Source organism: Pseudomonas sp. SF2 (assembly GCF_036858055.1).
In the GTDB taxonomy this organism is placed as follows: Bacteria; Pseudomonadota; Gammaproteobacteria; order Pseudomonadales; family Pseudomonadaceae; genus Aquipseudomonas.
Map to the genome: position 1 here is coordinate 73,603 of NZ_JAMBDI010000011.1, position 18,991 is coordinate 92,593.

Annotated in this window: 18 protein-coding genes and 1 other RNA gene; 5 read left to right on the top strand and 14 right to left on the bottom strand. The window is 64.5% G+C overall.

Annotated elements, in window-relative coordinates; translation table 11 throughout:
- Positions 1 to 5: 5 nt before the first annotated feature.
- The 14 genes from M2S36_RS08490 to rsmI all read right to left on the bottom strand — a co-directional run bounded on the left by M2S36_RS08490 (position 6) and on the right by rsmI (position 15,004).
- On the bottom strand, positions 6 to 962 hold the full coding sequence (locus tag M2S36_RS08490) for a D-alanine--D-alanine ligase (RefSeq protein WP_207834520.1): 957 nt from the start codon (positions 960 to 962) through the stop codon (positions 6 to 8).
- Positions 959 to 2,407, bottom strand: a complete 1,449-nt coding sequence (gene murC / locus M2S36_RS08495) for a UDP-N-acetylmuramate--L-alanine ligase (protein WP_063913305.1) — start codon at positions 2,405 to 2,407, stop codon at positions 959 to 961. Before murC ends, M2S36_RS08490 begins: the two co-directional genes overlap by 4 nt.
- Positions 2,400 to 3,479, bottom strand: a complete 1,080-nt coding sequence (gene murG, locus M2S36_RS08500; RefSeq protein ID WP_063913306.1) for an undecaprenyldiphospho-muramoylpentapeptide beta-N-acetylglucosaminyltransferase — start codon at positions 3,477 to 3,479, stop codon at positions 2,400 to 2,402. Before murG ends, murC begins: the two co-directional genes overlap by 8 nt.
- Positions 3,469 to 4,683 (bottom strand): putative lipid II flippase FtsW, encoded by a 1,215-nt coding sequence (ftsW, locus tag M2S36_RS08505; protein ID WP_063913307.1) that lies wholly within the window; start codon positions 4,681 to 4,683, stop codon positions 3,469 to 3,471. Before ftsW ends, murG begins: the two co-directional genes overlap by 11 nt.
- A complete protein-coding gene (gene murD / locus M2S36_RS08510) occupies positions 4,680 to 6,026 on the bottom strand; it encodes a UDP-N-acetylmuramoyl-L-alanine--D-glutamate ligase (protein WP_063913445.1) in 1,347 nt (448 codons plus the stop codon). The genes ftsW and murD overlap by 4 nt, the downstream gene beginning before the upstream one ends.
- A gap of 6 nt (positions 6,027 to 6,032) precedes the next feature.
- A complete protein-coding gene (mraY, locus tag M2S36_RS08515) occupies positions 6,033 to 7,115 on the bottom strand; it encodes a phospho-N-acetylmuramoyl-pentapeptide-transferase (protein ID WP_063913308.1) in 1,083 nt (360 codons plus the stop codon).
- Positions 7,115 to 8,482, bottom strand: coding sequence for a UDP-N-acetylmuramoyl-tripeptide--D-alanyl-D-alanine ligase (locus M2S36_RS08520; RefSeq protein WP_207834518.1), 1,368 nt, complete (start codon positions 8,480 to 8,482; stop codon positions 7,115 to 7,117). Before M2S36_RS08520 ends, mraY begins: the two co-directional genes overlap by 1 nt.
- On the bottom strand, positions 8,475 to 9,965 hold the full coding sequence (locus M2S36_RS08525; protein ID WP_333956984.1) for a UDP-N-acetylmuramoyl-L-alanyl-D-glutamate--2,6-diaminopimelate ligase: 1,491 nt from the start codon (positions 9,963 to 9,965) through the stop codon (positions 8,475 to 8,477). Before M2S36_RS08525 ends, M2S36_RS08520 begins: the two co-directional genes overlap by 8 nt.
- Positions 9,962 to 11,704 (bottom strand): peptidoglycan D,D-transpeptidase FtsI family protein, encoded by a 1,743-nt coding sequence (locus M2S36_RS08530; RefSeq protein ID WP_172827529.1) that lies wholly within the window; start codon positions 11,702 to 11,704, stop codon positions 9,962 to 9,964. Before M2S36_RS08530 ends, M2S36_RS08525 begins: the two co-directional genes overlap by 4 nt.
- Positions 11,704 to 11,997, bottom strand: coding sequence for a cell division protein FtsL (gene ftsL, locus M2S36_RS08535; protein ID WP_025340552.1), 294 nt, complete (start codon positions 11,995 to 11,997; stop codon positions 11,704 to 11,706). The genes M2S36_RS08530 and ftsL overlap by 1 nt, the downstream gene beginning before the upstream one ends.
- The gene (rsmH, locus tag M2S36_RS08540) at positions 11,994 to 12,941 is read right to left on the bottom strand and encodes a 16S rRNA (cytosine(1402)-N(4))-methyltransferase RsmH (RefSeq protein WP_063913311.1); all 948 of its coding nucleotides are present in this window, start codon (positions 12,939 to 12,941) and stop codon (positions 11,994 to 11,996) included. The genes ftsL and rsmH overlap by 4 nt, the downstream gene beginning before the upstream one ends.
- A complete protein-coding gene (mraZ, locus tag M2S36_RS08545; protein WP_004575120.1) occupies positions 12,938 to 13,393 on the bottom strand; it encodes a division/cell wall cluster transcriptional repressor MraZ in 456 nt (151 codons plus the stop codon). The genes rsmH and mraZ overlap by 4 nt, the downstream gene beginning before the upstream one ends.
- 308 nt (positions 13,394 to 13,701) lie before the next feature.
- Positions 13,702 to 14,061: RNase P RNA component class A (gene rnpB, locus M2S36_RS08550), an RNA gene on the bottom strand.
- Between the two features lie 67 nt (positions 14,062 to 14,128).
- A complete protein-coding gene (gene rsmI, locus M2S36_RS08555) occupies positions 14,129 to 15,004 on the bottom strand; it encodes a 16S rRNA (cytidine(1402)-2'-O)-methyltransferase (protein WP_207834514.1) in 876 nt (291 codons plus the stop codon).
- A gap of 186 nt (positions 15,005 to 15,190) precedes the next feature.
- Here rsmI and M2S36_RS08560 point away from each other — a divergent pair, with 186 nt between their 5' ends.
- The 5 genes from M2S36_RS08560 (at position 15,191) to M2S36_RS08580 (ending at position 18,953) form a co-directional block, all read left to right on the top strand.
- Positions 15,191 to 17,008, top strand: coding sequence for a penicillin-binding protein activator (locus M2S36_RS08560; RefSeq protein ID WP_207834512.1), 1,818 nt, complete (start codon positions 15,191 to 15,193; stop codon positions 17,006 to 17,008).
- On the top strand, positions 17,008 to 17,379 hold the full coding sequence (locus M2S36_RS08565) for a YraN family protein (RefSeq protein ID WP_051098564.1): 372 nt from the start codon (positions 17,008 to 17,010) through the stop codon (positions 17,377 to 17,379). The genes M2S36_RS08560 and M2S36_RS08565 overlap by 1 nt, the downstream gene beginning before the upstream one ends.
- A gap of 86 nt (positions 17,380 to 17,465) precedes the next feature.
- Positions 17,466 to 18,059, top strand: coding sequence for a phosphoheptose isomerase (locus M2S36_RS08570; RefSeq protein WP_012274070.1), 594 nt, complete (start codon positions 17,466 to 17,468; stop codon positions 18,057 to 18,059).
- Positions 18,056 to 18,634 carry a BON domain-containing protein gene (locus tag M2S36_RS08575; RefSeq protein ID WP_063913315.1) on the top strand — a complete coding sequence of 193 codons (579 nt, stop codon included), beginning with the start codon at positions 18,056 to 18,058 and terminating at the stop codon, positions 18,632 to 18,634. Before M2S36_RS08570 ends, M2S36_RS08575 begins: the two co-directional genes overlap by 4 nt.
- A 100-nt stretch (positions 18,635 to 18,734) precedes the next feature.
- The gene (locus M2S36_RS08580) at positions 18,735 to 18,953 is read left to right on the top strand and encodes a YgdI/YgdR family lipoprotein (protein ID WP_046616516.1); all 219 of its coding nucleotides are present in this window, start codon (positions 18,735 to 18,737) and stop codon (positions 18,951 to 18,953) included.
- Positions 18,954 to 18,991 lie beyond the last annotated feature (38 nt).

Here is an 18,991-nt window from a genome sequence, read left to right on the forward strand (position 1 = left end):
GGTTGTTAACCTCGCGTCGCCACGCTTTCGGCCAGGATTGCCAGCACCAGTTGCTGGAAGTCCAGGCCGGCCGCGCGGGCCGCCATGGGCACCAGGCTATGATCGGTCATGCCGGGTGCGGTGTTGACTTCGAGCAGCCAGAACCGGCCCTGCTCGTCCTGCATCACGTCCAGCCGCCCCCAGCCTTCGATGCCGATGGCATCGCAGGCGCGCGCGGTCAGGTCGATCAGTTCCTGTTCCTTGACGCTGTCCAGGCCGCACGGAATGCGGTACTGGGTATCGTTGGCGATGTACTTGGCGTCGTAGTCGTAGAACACGTGCGGCGTACCCAGGGCGATCGGTGGCAGCACCTGGCCACGCAATACCGCGACGGTGAACTCCGGCCCGTGGATCCACTGCTCCACCAGTACCTGGGAATCGTATCTGGCAGCATCCTGCCAGGCGGCGACCAGTTCCTGGGCGCTGTTCACCTTGGCCATGCCGATGCTGGAACCTTCATGGGCCGGTTTGACGATAAGCGGGAAGCCCAGTTCCGTAGCGGCCTGCAAACAATCGCTTTCGCTCGCCAGCACGGCGTGGCGCGGGGTCGGAATGCCCAGGCTCTGCCACACCTGCTTGGTACGCAGCTTGTCCATGGCCAGTGCCGAGGCAAGGATGCCACTGCCGGTGTACGGGATGCCCAGGCACTCGAGCAGGCCTTGCATGCTGCCGTCTTCACCGCCACGGCCGTGGAGGATGATGAAGGCGCGGTCGATCTTCTCGCTTTGCAGGCGGTCGAGCAGGTCGTCACCCACGTCGATGGCGACCACGTCGACACCGGCGGTAGTCAGCGCGTCGATCACCGCAGCGCCGGATTTGAGCGACACTTCACGCTCGGCACTCTTGCCGCCGTACAGCACGGCAACACGGCCGAACGCCTTGACGTCCAGGGTCGAGTGCAGCTTTTCGTAGGCGCTGGTCATTTCGACTTCTCCTGCTTGGCGCCAGCGAACAGCGGGCTTTTCATCAATTGCGGGGCCAGGCCGCCGACATCACCGGCACCCTGGCAGATCAGGATGTCGCCAGCACGCAGCAGTGGCTTGACCAGTGGCGCCAGGTCGACGCCACGTTCGATGTAGATCGGGTCCAGCTTGCCGCGCTGGCGGATGCTGTGGCACAGCTGGCGGCTGTCGGCACCGGGGATCGGCTCTTCGCCAGCCGGGTAGACTTCCATCAGCAGCAGCACGTTGGCATCGCCCAGCACCTGGACGAAATCGTCGTACAGGTCGCGGGTACGGCTGTAGCGGTGCGGCTGGTAGACGATCACCAGGCGGCGGCTCGGCCAGCCACCGCGCACGGCCTTGATCACCGCAGCCACTTCGGTCGGGTGGTGGCCATAGTCGTCGACCAGCATCACGCTGCCGCCTTCGACCGGCAGTTCGCCATACACCTGGAAGCGGCGGCCGACGCCCTGGAAGCCGGACAGGCCCTGGACGATGGCCTCGTCAGTGATGCCTTCGTCGGTGGCGATGGCGATGGTGGCCAAGGCGTTGAGCACGTTGTGGTTGCCGGGCATGTTCACCGACACCTCCAGCGGCTCGCGGTCACGGCGCAGCACGGTGAAGTGGGTCTGCATGCCCTTCTGGCGCACGTTGATGGCGCGGATGTCGGCCTCGTCGCTGAAGCCATAGGTCACGGTCGGGCGCTTGACCTGTGGCAGGATCTCGCGCACTACCGGGTCGTCCAGGCACATCACGGCCAGGCCGTAGAACGGCAGGTTGTGCAGGAACTCGACGAAGGTTTTCTTCAGTTTGTTGAAGTCACCTTCGTAGGTCGCCATGTGGTCGGCGTCGATGTTGGTGACCACGGCCACCATCGGCTGCAGGTGCAGGAAGCTGGCATCGCTCTCGTCCGCTTCGGCAATCAGGTAGCGGCTGGTGCCGAGCTGGGCATTGGTGCCGGCAGCGGTCAGGCGGCCGCCGATGACGAAGGTCGGGTCCAGGCCGCCGGCAGCGAACACCGAAGCCAGCAGGCTGGTGGTGGTGGTCTTGCCGTGGGTACCGGCAACGGCCACGCCATGGCGGTAGCGCATCAGCTCGGCGAGCATCTCGGCACGCGGCACCACCGGAATGCGCCGCTCCAGGGCGGTGGCGACTTCCGGGTTGGCCGGGTTGATGGCGCTGGACACCACCAGCACATCGGCGGTGGCGGCGTTCTCGGCGCGGTGGCCGACGAAGATCTCGGCACCGAACGATTCCAGGCGCTCGGTGACCGGCGAGGCCTTCAGGTCGGAACCGGACACTTCATAGCCCAGGTTCAGCAACACTTCGGCAATGCCGCACATGCCCACGCCGCCGATACCGACGAAGTGAATACGGCGGATACGGCCCATCTTCGGCTGGGGCATGGCTTTCTGGCTCTCAACCATGGGCCACCTCCAGGCAGATATCGACCACGGTGCTGGTTGCGGCAGGTTTGGCCAGGCGCCGTGCGGTGCCTGCCATGACGTTGAGTTTCTCGGGTTGCATCAGCACCTCGTTCAGGCGTTCAGCGAGCTGCGCTGCGCCAGTTGTCGCTTGTGGCATCAGGAAGGCAGCACCTTCCCGGGCCAGATATTGGGCGTTGTGGGTCTGGTGGTCGTCGATCGCGTGGGGCAATGGCACCAGCACCGAAGGCAGGCCTGCTGCCGCCAGCTCGCTGACGGTCAGGGCACCGGCCCGGCACACCACCATGTCGGCCCAGCCATAGGCTTGGGCCATGTCCTTGATGAAGGGCTCTACCTGCGCCTCGACACCCGCCTCGTGATAACGCTCGGCGGTGATCGGCGCGTGTTGCTTGCCAGCCTGGTGGAACACCTCTGGCCGCAGCGCGGCGGGCACCTCGGACAGGGCCTTAGGCAACAATTTGTTCAATGGTTCCGCGCCCAGGCTGCCACCGAGCACCAACAGGCGTGCACGGCGCTCGGTCAGGGGCGCGCGATGCGCGTCCATGAACAGCTCCGGGCGCACCGGGTTGCCGGTGGTGCGACGTTTGTCGCTGGCCTCGAAGGTGTTCGGGAAAGCTTCGCAAACCCGTGCCGAGAGTGGCACCAGCAACCGGTTGGCAGTGCCGGCGCGGGCGTTCTGCTCATGGATCACCAGCGGTACGCCGCACAGGCGTGCGGCGACGCCGCCCGGGCCGGTCACATAGCCACCGAAGCCGACCACGCATACCGGCTTGAGCTCACGCACGATACGCCGCGCCTGCAGCACGGCCTTGACCAGGGTGAACGGCGCCTTGAGCAACGACAGCTTGCTCTTGCCGCGCAGGCCACTGACCTGGATCAGGTGCAACGGCAGGCCAGCCTGGGGCACCAGTTCATTCTCGATGCCACGCGGGGTGCCCAGCCAGTGCACGCTGTAACCACGTGCCTGGAACTCACGGGCGCAGGCCAGGGCCGGGAACACGTGGCCCCCGGTGCCGCCCGCCATGATCAGTACATTCTTGCCGTCAGCGGCCATGATTGGTCTCCTCGGCAAAATCGCTTTCGCTGAACTCGTGTTCCTCACTGCCCAGGTGCGTGCGGCTTTCCCACTCGATACGCAGCAACAGGCCCACGCAGGCACAGCAGATCACCAGCGAGCTGCCCCCGTAGCTGAGGAACGGCAGGGTCAGGCCCTTGGTCGGCAGCAGGCCGACGTTCACACCGATGTTGATCAGGAACTGGCCGATCCACAGGAACGCCAGCCCGAAGGCGACATAAGCGGCAAAGAACTGCTTGGCTTTTTCAGCCCACAGGCCGATGTACAGGGCACGCACGGTCACGAACACGAAGAGCGCGATGGTCAGCAGCGAGCCGACCACGCCGAGTTCTTCGGCCAGTACCGAGAACACGAAGTCGGTGTGCGCTTCAGGCAGGTAGAACTGCTTCTGCACGCTGTTGCCCAGGCCAACGCCCAGCCACTCGCCACGGCCGAAGGCAATCAGCGCCTGGGTCAGCTGGTAGCCCGAGCCGAACTGGTCGGACCACGGGTCGGTAAAGGTAATCAGGCGCGCCATGCGGTAAGGCTGCGCCTGTACCAGGACGAACACCGCGACCACCGCCAGCACCACCATCAGGCTGAAGCGGAACAGCCCCACACCGCCCAGGAACAGCATGGCCGCCGCCGCGCCCATCATCACCACGGTGGCACCGAAGTCCGGCTCCATCAGCAGCAGGGCCGCCATGGGCAGCAGCACGATGAACGGTTTGAAGAAGCCCATCCAGGTTTCGCGTACCTCGGTCTGCCGGCGTACAAGGTAGCCGGCCAGGTAAATGACCACGAACACCTTGGCGATTTCCGAGGGCTGCACGTTGAAGAAGCTGAAGCCGATCCAGCGCATGGAGCCGTTCACTTCGCGGCCGATACCCGGCACCAGCACCAGCACCAGCAGGCCGAAGGCCCCCAGCAGCATCATGAAGCCCATGCGCTGCCAGGTGGCGATCGGCACCAGCATGGTGGCGCCACAGGCGACCAGGCCGAGGAACACGTACACCAGGTGGCGGAACATGTGGTAAAGCGGGTTGCCCGACTGCACCGCAGCCACTTCCGAGGACGCCGAGGTGATCATCACCAGGCCCAGGCCCAGCAATGCCAGGCAGCCAGCGAGCATCGCAAAGTCCAGGTCGATGCCACGGCCGCTGATCAGCGGCGACGGATAGGGCTTGAGGATGCCGAAGATCATGCAAGGCCTCCCGCTGCCTGGGCGAACAGGCGCCCGCGTTCTTCGAAGTTCCTGAACATGTCGAGGCTGGCGCACGCCGGCGACAGCAGCACGGCATCACCCGCCTGGGCCAGTTCGGCGCATTGCTGCACGGCATCGTCGAGGGTTTTCACGCGGACCAGTTGCACACCATCGCCAAGGGCTTCGGCCAGGCGCTCGGCATCACGGCCAAGCAGTACCACAGCACGGCAGAAGCGCTGGACCGGCTCGCGCAGCGCAGCGAAGTCGGCGCCCTTGCCATCGCCACCGGCGATCAGCACCAGCTTGCCTTCGATATCGGCACCCAGGCCCTCGATGGCGGCCAGGGCAGCACCGACGTTGGTGGCCTTGGAATCGTCGTACCAGTTCACGCCGTTGCGCTCGCGCACCCACTGGCAGCGATGGGCCAGGCCACCGAACTCGCGCAGGGCTTCGAGCATCGGCTCGAACGGCAGGCCGGCAGCATGCCCCAGGGCCAACGCCGCCAAGGCATTGCTCTGGTTGTGGGCACCACGAATCTTCAGTTCGCGCACCGGCATCAGCGCCTGGAACTCGAATGCCAGGTATTTCTCGCCGTCCACTTCGCGCAGGCCAAAGGCCTTGAAGTCTGGCTGGTTGAGGCCGAAGGTCCAGCATGGGCGGCCTTCGACCGGCAGTGGGCGGCTCAGGGCGTCCTGACGATTGACGACAACCTGTTTGGCGCCACGGAAGATCCGGTGCTTGGCCAGGTGGTAGGCCGGCAGGCCGCTGTAGCGGTCCATGTGGTCTTCGCTGATGTTCAGCACCGTGGCCACTTCGGCGTTGAGCTGGTCAGTGGTTTCCAGCTGGAAGCTGGACAGTTCCAGCACGTACAGCTCGACATCATCGGCCAGCAAGTCCAGCGCCGGGGTACCGAGGTTGCCGCCCACCGCCACGCGCTTGCCGGCCTTGGCGGCCATTTCGCCAACCAGGGTGGTGACGGTGCTCTTGGCGTTGGAGCCGCTGATGGCAATGATCGGGGCCTTGGCGTAGCGGGCGAACAGTTCGATGTCACCGGACAGCTTCACGCCACGCGCGGCCGCCTGCTGCAGGGCCGGGGTGGCCAGGGCCAGGCCGGGGCTTACGTACAGCTCGTTGGCGCGGCACAGGAAGTCCACGTCCAGCTCACCACAGCGCACTTCCACCTGCGGGTAATCACGGCGCAGGGTGTCCAGTTCCGGCGGTTGCTCGCGGGTGTCGGCGACCGCAAAGGCAACGCCCCGGCTCGCCAGGAAGCGAACCAGGGACATGCCGCTCTTGCCGAGGCCGACAACGATGCGGAATTGGTCGGAAGCGATCAAAGACACGCTCATCTACCTCAGTTTCAGGGTTGCAAGGCCGATCAGCACCAGGATCACGGTGATGATCCAGAAGCGGACGATCACCCGTGGCTCTGGCCAGCCCTTGAGTTCAAAGTGGTGGTGGATCGGCGCCATGCGGAACACGCGCTTGCCGGTCAGCTTGAAGGATGCAACCTGGATCACCACCGACAGGGTTTCCATGACGAACACGCCGCCCATGATGAACAGCACGATTTCCTGGCGAACGATCACGGCGATGGTGCCCAGCGCGGCGCCCAACGCCAGTGCGCCGACGTCACCCATGAACACCTGCGCCGGGTAGGTGTTGAACCACAGGAAGCCCAGGCCGGCACCGATCAGCGCGCCGCAGAACACGATCAGCTCGCCCGAGCCCGGCACATAGGGGATCAGCAGGTATTCGGCGAACTTCACGTTGCCCGACAGGTAGCAGAAGATGCCCAGGGCACCACCGACCATCACCGTCGGCATGATCGCCAGGCCGTCGAGGCCGTCGGTAAGGTTGACCGCGTTGCTCGAGCCGACAATGACGAAGTAGGTCAGCACGACGAAGCCGATGCCCAGCGGAATGGTGACATCCTTTACGAACGGCAGGATCAGCGTGGTTTCGACGCTGGTCGGTGCGGTCTTGTACAGGAAGATGGCGGCTGCCAGGCCGAACACCGACTGCCAGAAGTACTTCCAGCGGCTTGGCAGGCCGCGCGAGTTCTTTTCGATCACCTTGCGGTAGTCGTCGACCCAGCCGATGGCACCGAATGCCAGGGTAACGATCAGCACCACCCACACGTAGCGGTTGGTCAGGTCGGCCCACAGCAGGGTGCTGACGGCGATGGCGGACAGGATCAGCGCCCCGCCCATGGTCGGGGTGCCGGACTTGGACAGGTGCGATTGCGGGCCGTCGTTACGCACGGCCTGGCCGATCTGGCGGATTTGCAGGGTACGGATCATCCACGGCCCCAGCCACAGCGCCAGGGACAACGCGGTCAGCACACCCAGAATCCCGCGCAGGGACAGGTACTGGAAGACCGCGAAGCCTTTGTGGAACTGTTGCAGATACTCGGCCAACAGCAGCAGCATTAATGTTTCTCCCCGCTGGCACCGCACAATGCCGCCACGACGTTTTCCATCGCAGCGCTGCGCGAGCCCTTGATCAAGATAGTGGTGTCGCTGGCATTCTCGGCGCCAACCGCGTCGATCAGTTCAGCTTGAGTAGCGAAATGGTGGCCATTGGCGCCGAACGCCTTGACCGCGTGTGTCATGTTGGTGCCCACCGCGTACAGGGCGTCTACCTTGCCACGCGCGTAGTCACCCACCTGACGGTGGCCTTCCTCCGCCCATTGCCCCAGTTCGCCGATATCCCCAAGCACCAGGATGGTGCGTCCGGAAAAGCCGGCGAGTATATCAATGGCTGCGCACATGGAGGTGGGATTTGCGTTGTAACTGTCGTCGATCACCCGCACGCCGTTCGGCGCGATCTGCGCCACGGTACGGCCCTTGACCGGTTGCACGGCAGCCAGGCCGGCGGCGATGCCGCTCAGGCTCAGACCAACGGCATGGGCAGCGGCGGCGGCGGCCAGGGCGTTGCTGACGTTATGCGTACCCAGCAGGTTCAACTGCACCGGCACCTTGCCATCAGGCCCATGCAGGGTGAACGACGGGCAGCCACGGGCATCACGGCCGATGTCACTGGCATGGAAGTCAGCCTGCGGGTTGTCCAGGGCAAAGCTGAGGATGCGGTGGTTGCCGGCACGTTTGCGCCAGATATCGAAGGCCTTGTCGGCCAGATTGAGGATGGCAGTGCCGCCCTCGCCCAGGCCTTCGAGAATCTCGCCCTTGGCTTCGACGATCTTTTCCGGGCCGCCGAACTCGCCAACGTGGGCGGTACCGGCGTTGTTGATGATGACCACCTGAGGCCGGGTCAGGCCGACGGTGTAGCGGATCTCGCCAATGCGCGAGGCGCCCAGCTCGATCACCGCGGCGCTGTGCTCTGGGGCGATCTCCAGCAGGGTCAGTGGCGCACCGAGGTCGTTGTTCAGGTTGCCGCGGGTGGCGTGCACCAGGCCACGGGTACGCAGGATGCTGGCGAGCATCTCCTTGACCGTGGTCTTGCCGCTGGAACCGGTGATGGCCACCACCGGCTTGTCGAAGGCAGCACGGTTCAGCGCGCCAAGCTGGCCGAGGGCCAGGCGGCAATCGGCCACCAACAGCTGCGGCAGGTCGACATCGGCCACTTCACGCTCGACCAGGGCCGCGACAGCGCCCTTGGCTTTTACATCGGCCAGGTAGTCGTGGCCATCGAAGCGCGGGCCGGCCAGGGCAACGAACAGCTGCCCGGCGCCAACACTGCGGCTGTCGATGCTGACGCCGGTGAACGTGGCGTCGGCACCGACTTGTTGACCACTCAGTGCTGTGGTCAGCTGGCTGAGTGACATCGGCTTAAGCATGTGGAGCCTCCCAGGCTGCAAGTGCCTTTTCGGCCTCGGTCAGATCGGAGAAGTCATGGCGCTCGCCATTGATCTCCTGGTAATCCTCGTGCCCCTTGCCGGCCAGCACGATCACATCGTTGGCAGCGGCGGTAGCGATCAGATACGCGATGGCTTCGCCACGACCGGCAACGAACTCGACTTCGGCAGGCTTGGTGAAGCCCGGGCGGATGTCGTCAAAGATGCGCAGCGGGTCTTCAGTACGCGGGTTGTCGTCGGTGACCAGCACGCGGTCAGCCAGGCGCTCGGCCACTTCGGCCATCAGCGGGCGCTTGCCGCGGTCACGGTCGCCGCCGCAGCCGAACAGGCACAGCAACTTGCCGTGGGCGTGCGGGCGCAGGGCTTCGAGTACTTTTTCCAGGGCGTCCGGGGTGTGTGCGTAGTCGACCACCACCAGCGGCTTGTCACCGCCTCCCAGGCGCTGCATGCGGCCGACCGGCCCCTGCAGCTGCGGGGTGACCTTGAGGATTTCATCCAGCGCATAGTCCAGCGCCAGCAGGGTCGCCACGGCGGCGAGCATGTTGCTCAGGTTGAAGCGGCCCAGCAACTGGCTACGCAGGGTACGTTCACCCTGGGCGGTGACCAGGGTGGCGCGCACGCCATCGTCATTGAACACGGCCTCACGGCAGAACAGCGAGGCCTCCGGGTTCTCCAGGCTATAGCTGAGCAACCGGGTCTCGATATGGTCGGCACTCGGGCGGCGGGCAAAGTCCGCGGCCAGGCGACGGCCAAAGTCATCATCCAGGTTGACCACCTGGCAACGCAGGCCCGGCCAGGCGAACAACTTGGCCTTGGCGGCCTCGTAGGCCTCCATGCTGCCGTGGTAGTCCAGATGGTCGCGGGACAGGTTGGTCATGACCGCGATGTCGAACTCCAGCGCGGCGACACGCCCCTGCTCCAGGGCATGGGAGGAAACCTCCATGGCCACGGCCTTGGCGCCGCCTTTCCTGAGGTCGTTGAGGGTCGACTGCACGGCGATCGGGTCGGGCGTGGTCAGGCGGCCACTCTGCAGCTCACCATAGAAGCCGGTACCCAGGGTGCCGATCAGGCCACAACGCTGGCCAAGCACGTCCAGCGCCTGGGCCACCAGCTGGGTGACGCTGGTCTTGCCGTTGGTGCCGGTCACGCCCACCAGGTTCAGCTGGCGGCTCGGCTCGCCATAGAAGCGACCTGCGATATCCGAAAGCTGGGCGATCAGGCCCTTGACCGGGATCAGCGGCACATCGGTGATTGGCAACACGCTCGCGCCCTGTTCTTCATAGGCCACGGCGGCAGCGCCACGGGCCAGGGCATCGGCGATATGCTCGCGGCCATCGACCTTGGCACCCGGCACGGCCAGGAACAGGTCGCCCGGGCGCACGTTGCGACTGTCCAGGGTCAGTTCACGGATCAGCGGGTCACGGCTGGCGTGAGCGAAAAGCTTGCTCAATGGCATTGTCATCATCCACGCCCTCCCTTGGCGGTTGCTGCTGCATTGACTTGCGATTGTTCGACGGGGGCTGGTGGCGGCAGGTTGTCTGGCGGCACGTTCATCAGGCGCAGCGTGCCGGACATGACCTTGCTGAACACCGGTGCCGAAACCAGGCCACCGAAGTAGCCGCCCTTGCCCGGCTCGTCGATGACCACGACGATGGCGTAGCGAGGGTCGCTCATCGGCCCGAAGCCGGCGAACAGCGAGCGGTAGGCGTTTTCGGTGTAGCCCTTGGACCCCACGGTGGCCTTGCGCGCGGTACCGGACTTGCCGGCCACGTGGTAGAACGGCACCTGGGCGCGGAACACGCCGCGCGGAGCTTCGATCACCTGCTGCAGCATGCCCTGGACGGTCTCGGCGGTTTCCTTCGGAATGGCCTGCACGGCTTCCGGGGCCTTGTCGACCTTGAGGATCGACAGCGGCACCATCTTGCCGTCGTTGGCCAGCGCCGCGTAGGCATGCACCAGCTGCAGGGCGGTCACCGACACGCCGTAGCCATAGGACAGGGTCGCGGTCTCGGCCTTGCGCCACTCGCGGTGGTTTGGCAGGTTGCCGACGCGCTCGCCGGGGAAGCCAAGGCCGGTGTACTGGCCCAGGCCGACCTGGGACATGACCCGGTAGATGGCCTCGCCACCGATGTCGAAGGCGATCTTGCTCATGCCGACGTTACTGGAGTTGATCAGGATGCCGGTCAGGTCGAGGATCGGGCCCTCGCTCTTGGACACGTCCTTGATGGTGTAGCGGCCGATCTGCAGGCTGCCGGGGTACACCTCGACCTTGTCGGTCGGCTTCCAGCGGCCACTCTGCAGCGCCGCGCTCATGGAGATCGGCTTGACCGTGGAGCCTGGCTCGAACACGTCGATGATCGCGCGGTTGCGCATGGCGGCCGGGAACATGCTGCGGCGGTTGTTGGGGTTGTAGGTCGGCTGGTTGACCATGGCCAGAACCTCACCGGTCTTGACGTCCATGATCACCAGGCTGCCGGCCTTGGCGTCCTGTTCGGCAATGGCGTTGCGCAGTTCGCGGGTGGCCAGGTACTGCAGGCGCAGGTCTATCGACAACGCCAAGGTCTTCCCTGCCTTGGCGTTCTTGGTTACCTGAATGTCCTTGATCAGCCGGCCGCGCCGGTCCTTGATCACCTGCCGCTTGCCGGGTACACCGGCCAGCCACTCGTCATAGGCCAGTTCCACCCCTTCGCGACCGTGGTCATCGAGGTCGGTAAAGCCGACCATGTGCGCGGTGACATCACCGGCCGGGTAGAAGCGGCGGAATTCTTCCAGGCCGTATACACCCGGCACTTTCAGGTCGAGCACATGCTGGCCCTGCTCCGGGGTCAGGCCGCGGACCAGGTAGATGAACTCTTTGCTGGCCTGTTGGGTCAGGCGCTCGGTCAGTTGCTGCGGGTTCTGCCCCAGCGCGGCGGCCAGCTGTGGCCAGCGGTCTTTGGAGGCCTGCATTTCCTTGGGGTTGGCCCACAGGGTGGTGACCGGGGTGCTGACTGCCAGCGGTTCGCCGTTACGGTCGGTGATCAGCCCACGGTGCGCCGGGATAGGGATGTGACGCAGGCTGCGCGCATCGCCCTGGCCCTTGAGGAAGTCACGGTCGACCACCTGCAGGTCGATGATGCGCCAGCAAATGGCACCGACCATCAGCGCCAGCAAGCCGATCACCACGCGGAAGCGCCACGGGTAGAGTGCACCTTCGAGCTTCATCATGGCGCCACCATCCGTACTTCGTCAGCCGAAGGTACGCGCATCTTCAGTTGCTCGGAGGCCAGGTTTTCGATGCGGCTGGCGGCGGTCCAGGTGCTTTGTTCGAGGATCAGCCGGCCCCACTCGGCCTGGGCCTTGTCGCGCTCGTTCAACTCGCCGTACAGGGTATTGAGCAACTGACGGTTCCAGTGCGCGCTGTAGGACACGGCGATGGCCGAAATCAGCACGGCAACGAACAGCAGAAGCATCAGGAAGCTTCCGCCTGGCAAGGGTTTGGCAAACAGCCTGCTCACCGCAGTTTCTCCGCCACGCGCATCACGGCGCTACGCGACCGTGGGTTGGCCTTGAGCTCGGCTTCGGAGGCGAACTGGGCCTTGCCGATGAGCTTGATTTTCGGCTCGAAGACCTTGTGCTGAACCGGCAGGTTGCGCGGCAGGTTGTCGGCCTCTCCCTTGGCCAGCTTGCGCATGAACAGTTTGACGATGCGGTCTTCCAGCGAGTGGAAGCTGATCACCGCCAGGCGGCCCCCAACTTCCAGCGCATCGATCGCGGCCTCGAGGCCCGCCTCGAGGTCACCCAGTTCGTTGTTGACGTGAATGCGCAGGCCCTGGAAGGCGCGGGTCGCCGGGTTCTTGCCCTTCTCCCAGGCCGGGTTGGCCACCTTCAGCACCTCGGCGAGGTCACCGGTGCGGGTGAACGGTTGCTGTTCGCGGCGCTGCACCACGGCGCGAGCCATGCGCTTGGCGAAGCGCTCTTCGCCGTATTCCTTGAACACGCGGGCAATTTCTTCTTCAGGTGCAGTGGCGATGAACTCGGCGGCACTGATGCCCTGGTCCGGGTTCATGCGCATGTCCAGCGGGCCATCATTGAGGAAGCTGAAGCCCCGCTCAGGGTCATCCAGCTGCGGCGAGGAAACGCCCAGGTCCAGCAATACGCCGCTGACCTTGCCATCCAGGCCGCGCTCGGCCACTTCCGCGCCCAGCTCGGCAAAGCTGCGCTGCACAATGACAAAGCGGCCGTCTTCGGCCGCCAGCGCTTGCCCCGTGGCAATCGCCTGTGGATCTTTGTCGAAACCCAGCAGCCGCCCTTGCGGCCCGAGCTTGCTGAGAATCAACCGGCTGTGCCCGCCACGGCCAAAGGTGCCGTCCAGATAGCAACCGTCGGCGCGCAGGGCCAATGCCTCGACAGCTTCGTCGAGCAGGACGGTAATGTGGTTGAAGCCGCTATCTATGGTCACAGGATCAGGTCACGCAATTCGTCGGGCATGGCGCCCGGTTGTTGAATAGCTGCAAGGTCAGCTGCCGAAACCGCGTTCCAGGCATCCTCATCCCACAGCTGGAATTTGTTCAGTTGCCCCACCAGCATCGCCTTCTTGTCGAGCTTGGCGTACTCACGCAGACGGGGCGGCACCAGGAAACGCCCACTGCCATCGAGCTCCAGGTCAACCGCATTACCGATCAGCAAACGCTGCAGGCGGCGGTTTTCCTCACGCAACGATGGCAAGGCACGCAACTTGGCTTCTATCTGTTCCCACTCATCGAGGGGATAAACACACAAGCAGGGGTCAACGGCGTCGATGGTCACGATCAGCTGACCATTGCAACGCGAATCGAGCTCGTCACGGTACCGGCTCGGCATGGCGAGACGGCCCTTGGCATCGAGGCTGACGGCGTTGGCTCCGCGGAACACGGCTGCGATTCCCCACAATGTTAGCTTTTTTGTGCCAGAAAACCCACTTCATCCCACTTTCTGCCACTTGCGCACACTATAGGAATCCGCCCGCAGCACCGTCAAGGCACGTTCGGAAGGAAAAGCCTTACAGGACCGAGATTTAGCGCAATAAGGGAATGCGGAAGGATTACCAAGGAGAAAAAAACACGAGAAAAATCAAACCCACGCAAGCAGGTGGAGTTCGAAGTTAAAGTGATTTATCAAGAGTAAGATTTTTTCGGTATTACCAACGGGCATCTGCTATCGAATCAAGCAGGGAAGGAAAGGTGGAGAGTCGATCTGTAAGCCGGGTTTTGTCGAGGACAGTCATTCCTCTACGACGGCCATCGCTGGACGCCTCTAGCAACCTACCCGGTTCCGACGCGGGCCACGCCTGATGGAACCCTATTTGGTCTTGCTCCGAGTGGGGTTTACCTAGCCACGAACTGTTGCCAGCCGTGCGGTGCGCTCTTACCGCACCTTTTCACCCTTACCGGCACCGAAGTGCTTAGGCGGTTATTTTCTGTGGCACTTTCCGTAGGCTCGCGCCTCCCAGGCGTTACCTGGCACTCTGCCCTATGGAGCCCGGACTTTCCTCCCCCTGCTATTGCGGAACAAAAGCAGGCAGCGACTGTCCGATCGACTCTCCACCGCCAAGATTAACGGCACGCGCGCCCAAGGACAAGCAATACCGGCATTTATATCAATTAGCCACTACTCGGTTTTCTGCTTTTCCAGGGCAAGTTGATACAGCAGGTTCTTGCGCACCCCGGTAATTTCCGCGGCCAGCGCCGCCGCCCGCTTGAGCGGGAGCTCGGCCAGCAGCAGGTCGAGCACCCGCCGCGCCTCGGCACTGATCGCCTGCTCGCCCTCCGGCGCACTCCAGCCACCGACCAGCACCACGCACTCACCGCGCTGCTGGTTGCTGTCGCCGGCAACGAATGCGCGCAGTTCGGCCAGGGGCAGGCCCTTGAGGGTCTCGAAGGTCTTGGTCAGCTCTCGCGCCAACAGCGCCGGGCGCTCGCCACCGAATACCGCCTCCATGTCTTCAAGGCACTCCAGGATACGGTGCGGGGCCTCATAGAAGATCAGCGTGCGCGGTTCCTCCTTTACCTGCTCCAGGCGCGCCCGACGCCCCGCCGCCTTGGCCGGCAGGAAGCCTTCGAAGATGAAGCGGTCCGACGGCAGGCCGGCCGCCGACAGTGCGGCGATCAGCGCGCAGGCGCCCGGCACCGGCACCACGTTCACCCCTGCAGCCCGCGCCTGACGCACCAGGTGGTAGCCCGGATCGGAAATCAGCGGCGTGCCTGCATCGGAAACCAACGCCACATTCTCACCCGCCAGCAACTTGGCAAGAAAACGCCCGCCCTCGTCACGCTCGTTGTGCTCATGGCAGGCCGCCAGCGGCGTGTCGATGCCGAAGTGCTGCAGCAGGCGGATCGAATGACGGGTATCTTCCGCCGCGATCAGGGCCACGTCCGCCAGCACCTTCAGCGCCCGAGCGCTCATGTCGTCGAGGTTACCGATGGGGGTTGCGACCACGTACAGCGTCCCCACGGTGGATTTCGAAGCCCCTGCCACATCAGTCACTGCGCACACCTGTCGTTCGGATCAAAGGCGCCATTGTAGCCCGAGCGCCTGCAACAGGGCGCAAAGAAACTCGCCGACGACCGATGGCAGGCCACCTATAGCGAAGGATCGACACGGCGACATCGCGCCCCGGCCAGCGCTTGGGTACAATTGCCGGCCACCTTGATCGAGTAACAGGACCTTTACATGATCGCTTGCCTGCGGCTGTTCACAGCCCTCTGCCTTGCCGCCCTGCTGGCAGCCTGTGCCAGCTCGCCCTCATCCAGCCTGGGCGAACTGCCACGCACCCCGGACGCCAGCATCGAGCAACTGCTCGAAAAGGCAGCTTCCAGCAAGTCCGCGGAAGACGCCGCCCTGCTGCGCCTGAGCGCAGCCGACCTGGCCTACAAGCAGAAGGACTTCCCACGCGCCGCACGCATCCTTGAGCAGGTGCCGCTGGACACGCTCAAGCCGGCCCAGCAAGTGTTCGCCAGCACCCTCGGTGCCGAGCTGGCCATGAGCCGCAACCAGCCCAAGGCTGCACTGACCGCCCTGGCTCACCCCAGCCTGCAACGCGTCGCCGAACTGCCAGAACAACAACAGGCGCGCACCTACAGCGTGCACGCAGCCGCCCTCGAAGCCGATGGCCAGGCCCTGGCCGCCGCGCAACAGCGCGTACTGCTGGCCCCGCTGCTCAGCGGCCAGGCCGCCAGCGCCAACAATGACGCCATCTGGGCCCTGGTCGCCTCGCTGCCGGCAGAGCAACTGCAGCAGCCAGGCAACGACCAGACCCTGGCCGGCTGGACCAGCCTGGCCTTCGCGGTAAAAAGCGCCGGCACCCTGGAGCAGCAGCAAGCGGCTATCGAAGCCTGGGTCAAGCAGCACCCGGACCACCCGGCCGCCCAGCAACTGCCGCTGGCGCTGACCAAGCTCAAGGAGCTGGCCAGCCAGCCGCTGACCAAGATTGCCCTGCTGCTGCCCCAGGAAGGCCCGCTGGCCGGTGTTGCCCGCGCCTTGCGTGACGGCTTCATGGCTGCGCACTTCCAGGCCCAGCAAGCCGGCCAGCAGGCGCCAGCCGTGCAGGTATTCGACAGCTCGCGCATCGGCTCGCTCGACGACTTCTATCGCCAGGCCCAGGCCGCTGGCGTACAGCTGGTCATTGGCCCGCTGGAAAAACCGCTGGTCAAGCAACTGGCTGCCAAGCCACAACTGCCGATCACTACCCTGGCCCTGAACTACGCCGACGCCGGCCAGAAGGCTCCGCCGCAGCTGTTCCAGTTCGGCCTGGCTGCCGAAGACGAAGCCCGTGAAGTGGCACGCCGCGCCCGCGCCGATGGCATGGTCCGCGCCGTAGCCCTGGTGCCGAGCGGCGAATGGGGCGACCGCGTGCTTGCCGCCTTCCGCCAGGACTGGGAGGGCAACGGTGGCACCCTGCTCGCCGCCGAGCGCATCGCCCAGCCGGTCGCCCTGGCCCAGCAGATTGCCGACCTGTTCCAACTGCGCCAGAGCGAGGGCCGCGCCAAGAGCCTGCAGAGCACGGTAGGCGGCAGCATCGCCGCACAGCCGTCGCGCCGCCAGGACATCGACTTCATCTTCCTCGCCTCGACCCCGCAACAGGCCCAGCAGATCAAGCCGACCTTGAACTTCCAGTACGCCGGTGACGTACCGGTCTACGCCACCTCGAACCTGTACAGCGCCAGTGGTGACGTCAACCAGTACAACGACATGAACGGCATCCGCTTCTGCGAAACGCCGTGGCTGCTCGACACCAGCAACAGCCTGCGCCAGCAGGTCGTGCAGCAGTGGCCGCAAGCCGCCGGCAGCCTGGGCCGCCTGTATGCCATGGGCATCGATGCCTACAGCCTGGCGCCACGCCTGGGCCAGCTGAAAGCGCTGCCGGACAACCGCGTACTGGGCCTTTCGGGCAGCCTGAGCATGAACGCCAACCAGCGCGTCGAACGCCAGTTGCCCTGGGCCGAGTTCTCCGGCGGCCAGGTCCAGCGCCTGCCTGACACCCCTCGCTGATGGCAGCAGCGTCGCCCACCCGCGCCGGGCAGGCAGCAGAAACCCAGGCCCTTGAGTACCTTCAAGGGCAGGGTCTGCAACTGCTGGCGCGCAACTGGCGATGCAAAGGTGGAGAGCTTGATCTGGTCATGCTCGACGCCGATACAGTAGTATTCGTCGAAGTCCGCTACCGGTTGCACGCGGGCTTCGGTGGCGCCCTCGGCAGTATCGACGGGCGCAAGCAGAAACGGTTGGTGCTCGCCGCCAGCCTGTTCCTGCAGAAGGAGCCCCACTGGGGCAACCACCCCTGCCGCTTCGACGTAGTCGCCCTGCAGGGCAGCCACCATGCAGGCAGACCGCTTCAATGGCTGAAAAATGCCTTCGAATGCTGAACCCACTCCGATTTTTTTGCTCTATGTTTCGCGGGCTGGTCGTTGTTGCGCGTAGCAAAGGCCACCGCCCCATTTAAGGTCACCAGATGGACATGCAATCCCGAATTCGCCGGCTGTTCCAGGCCAGCATCGATACCAAGCAACAGGCAATGGACATCCTGGCACCGCACATCGAGCAGGCCAGCCTGGTCATGGTCAACGCGCTGCTCAACGAGGGCAAGATGCTCGCCTGCGGCAACGGCGGCTCGGCCGGCGATGCCCAGCATTTTTCCTCGGAGCTGCTCAACCGCTTCGAGCGCGAACGCCCGAGCCTGCCGGCCATCGCGCTGACCACCGACAGCTCGACCCTGACCTCGATCGCCAACGACTACAGCTACAACGAAGTCTTTTCCAAGCAGATCCGCGCCCTGGGCCAGCCCGGCGACGTTCTGCTGGCGATTTCCACCAGCGGCAACTCGGCCAACGTCATCCAGGCGATCCAGGCCGCACATGACCGCGAAATGATTGTCGTAGCATTGACTGGCCGTGACGGCGGCGGCATGGCTTCGCTGCTGCTGCCCGAAGACGTGGAAATCCGCGTACCTTCGACGGTTACCGCACGCATCCAGGAAGTCCACCTGCTGGCGATCCACTGCCTGTGTGATCTGATCGACAGCCAACTGTTCGGGAGTGAAGAATGACCCCTATGCGCCTCGGCCTGATGGCCCTGACCCTGTGCCTGAGCGTCACTGGTTGCAGCTCGGTACTGACCTCTACCCGCAATTCGCCGATCGAAGATGATCGCGGCACGCGCACCATCGGCAGCAAGATCGACGATTCGCTGATCGAAACCAAGGCCTCGGTCAATATCGCCAAGGCCAGCCCTGACCTGGACAAAGGTTCGCACATCGTTGTCAGCAGCTACAACGGCATCGTCCTGCTGGCCGGCCAGACCCCACGTGCCGACCTCAAGAGCCTCGCCGAGCAGACCGCCAGCCAGGTGCAGCGGGTCAAGAAAGTGCACAACGAACTGCAGGTGATGCAGCCCTCTTCCATCCTGGCGCGCAACAACGACGCCTGGTTGACCACCAAGATCAAGGCCCAGATGCTGACCGACAATGCCGTCCCCAGCTCGCGCATCAAGGTGATTACCGAGAACGGCATCGTCTACCTGCTCGGCCTGGTGACCCAGCAGGAGGCCAACTCGGCCACTGCCGTGGTACAGGGTGTGTCGGGCGTGCAGAAGATCGTCAAGCTGTTCGAGTACATCGACTGATTCACTGATTGCCTGTGCTGGCCTCTTCGCGGGCAAACCGCGAAGAGGCCAGCACAGGCAACAACACTGCCCCACCTTTCGTAAACCCAGGAAACACCGCATGAAAAAGCTTCTGCTGCCCGCCCTGCTGTTCGGCACTTTCGCCACCCTGGCCGGCTGCTCCACCCCAAGCCTGATCACCCTCAACGATGGCCGTGAAATCCAGGCCGTCGACGCACCGAAGTTCGACCGCGACGCCGGCTTCTACGAGTTCCAGCAACTCGACGGCAAGCGCACCCGCATCAACAAGGACCAGGTACGCACCATCAGCGACCTGTAACCCAAAGTTGGCGGCAAAGAAAAAGGCGATCCGGTTGG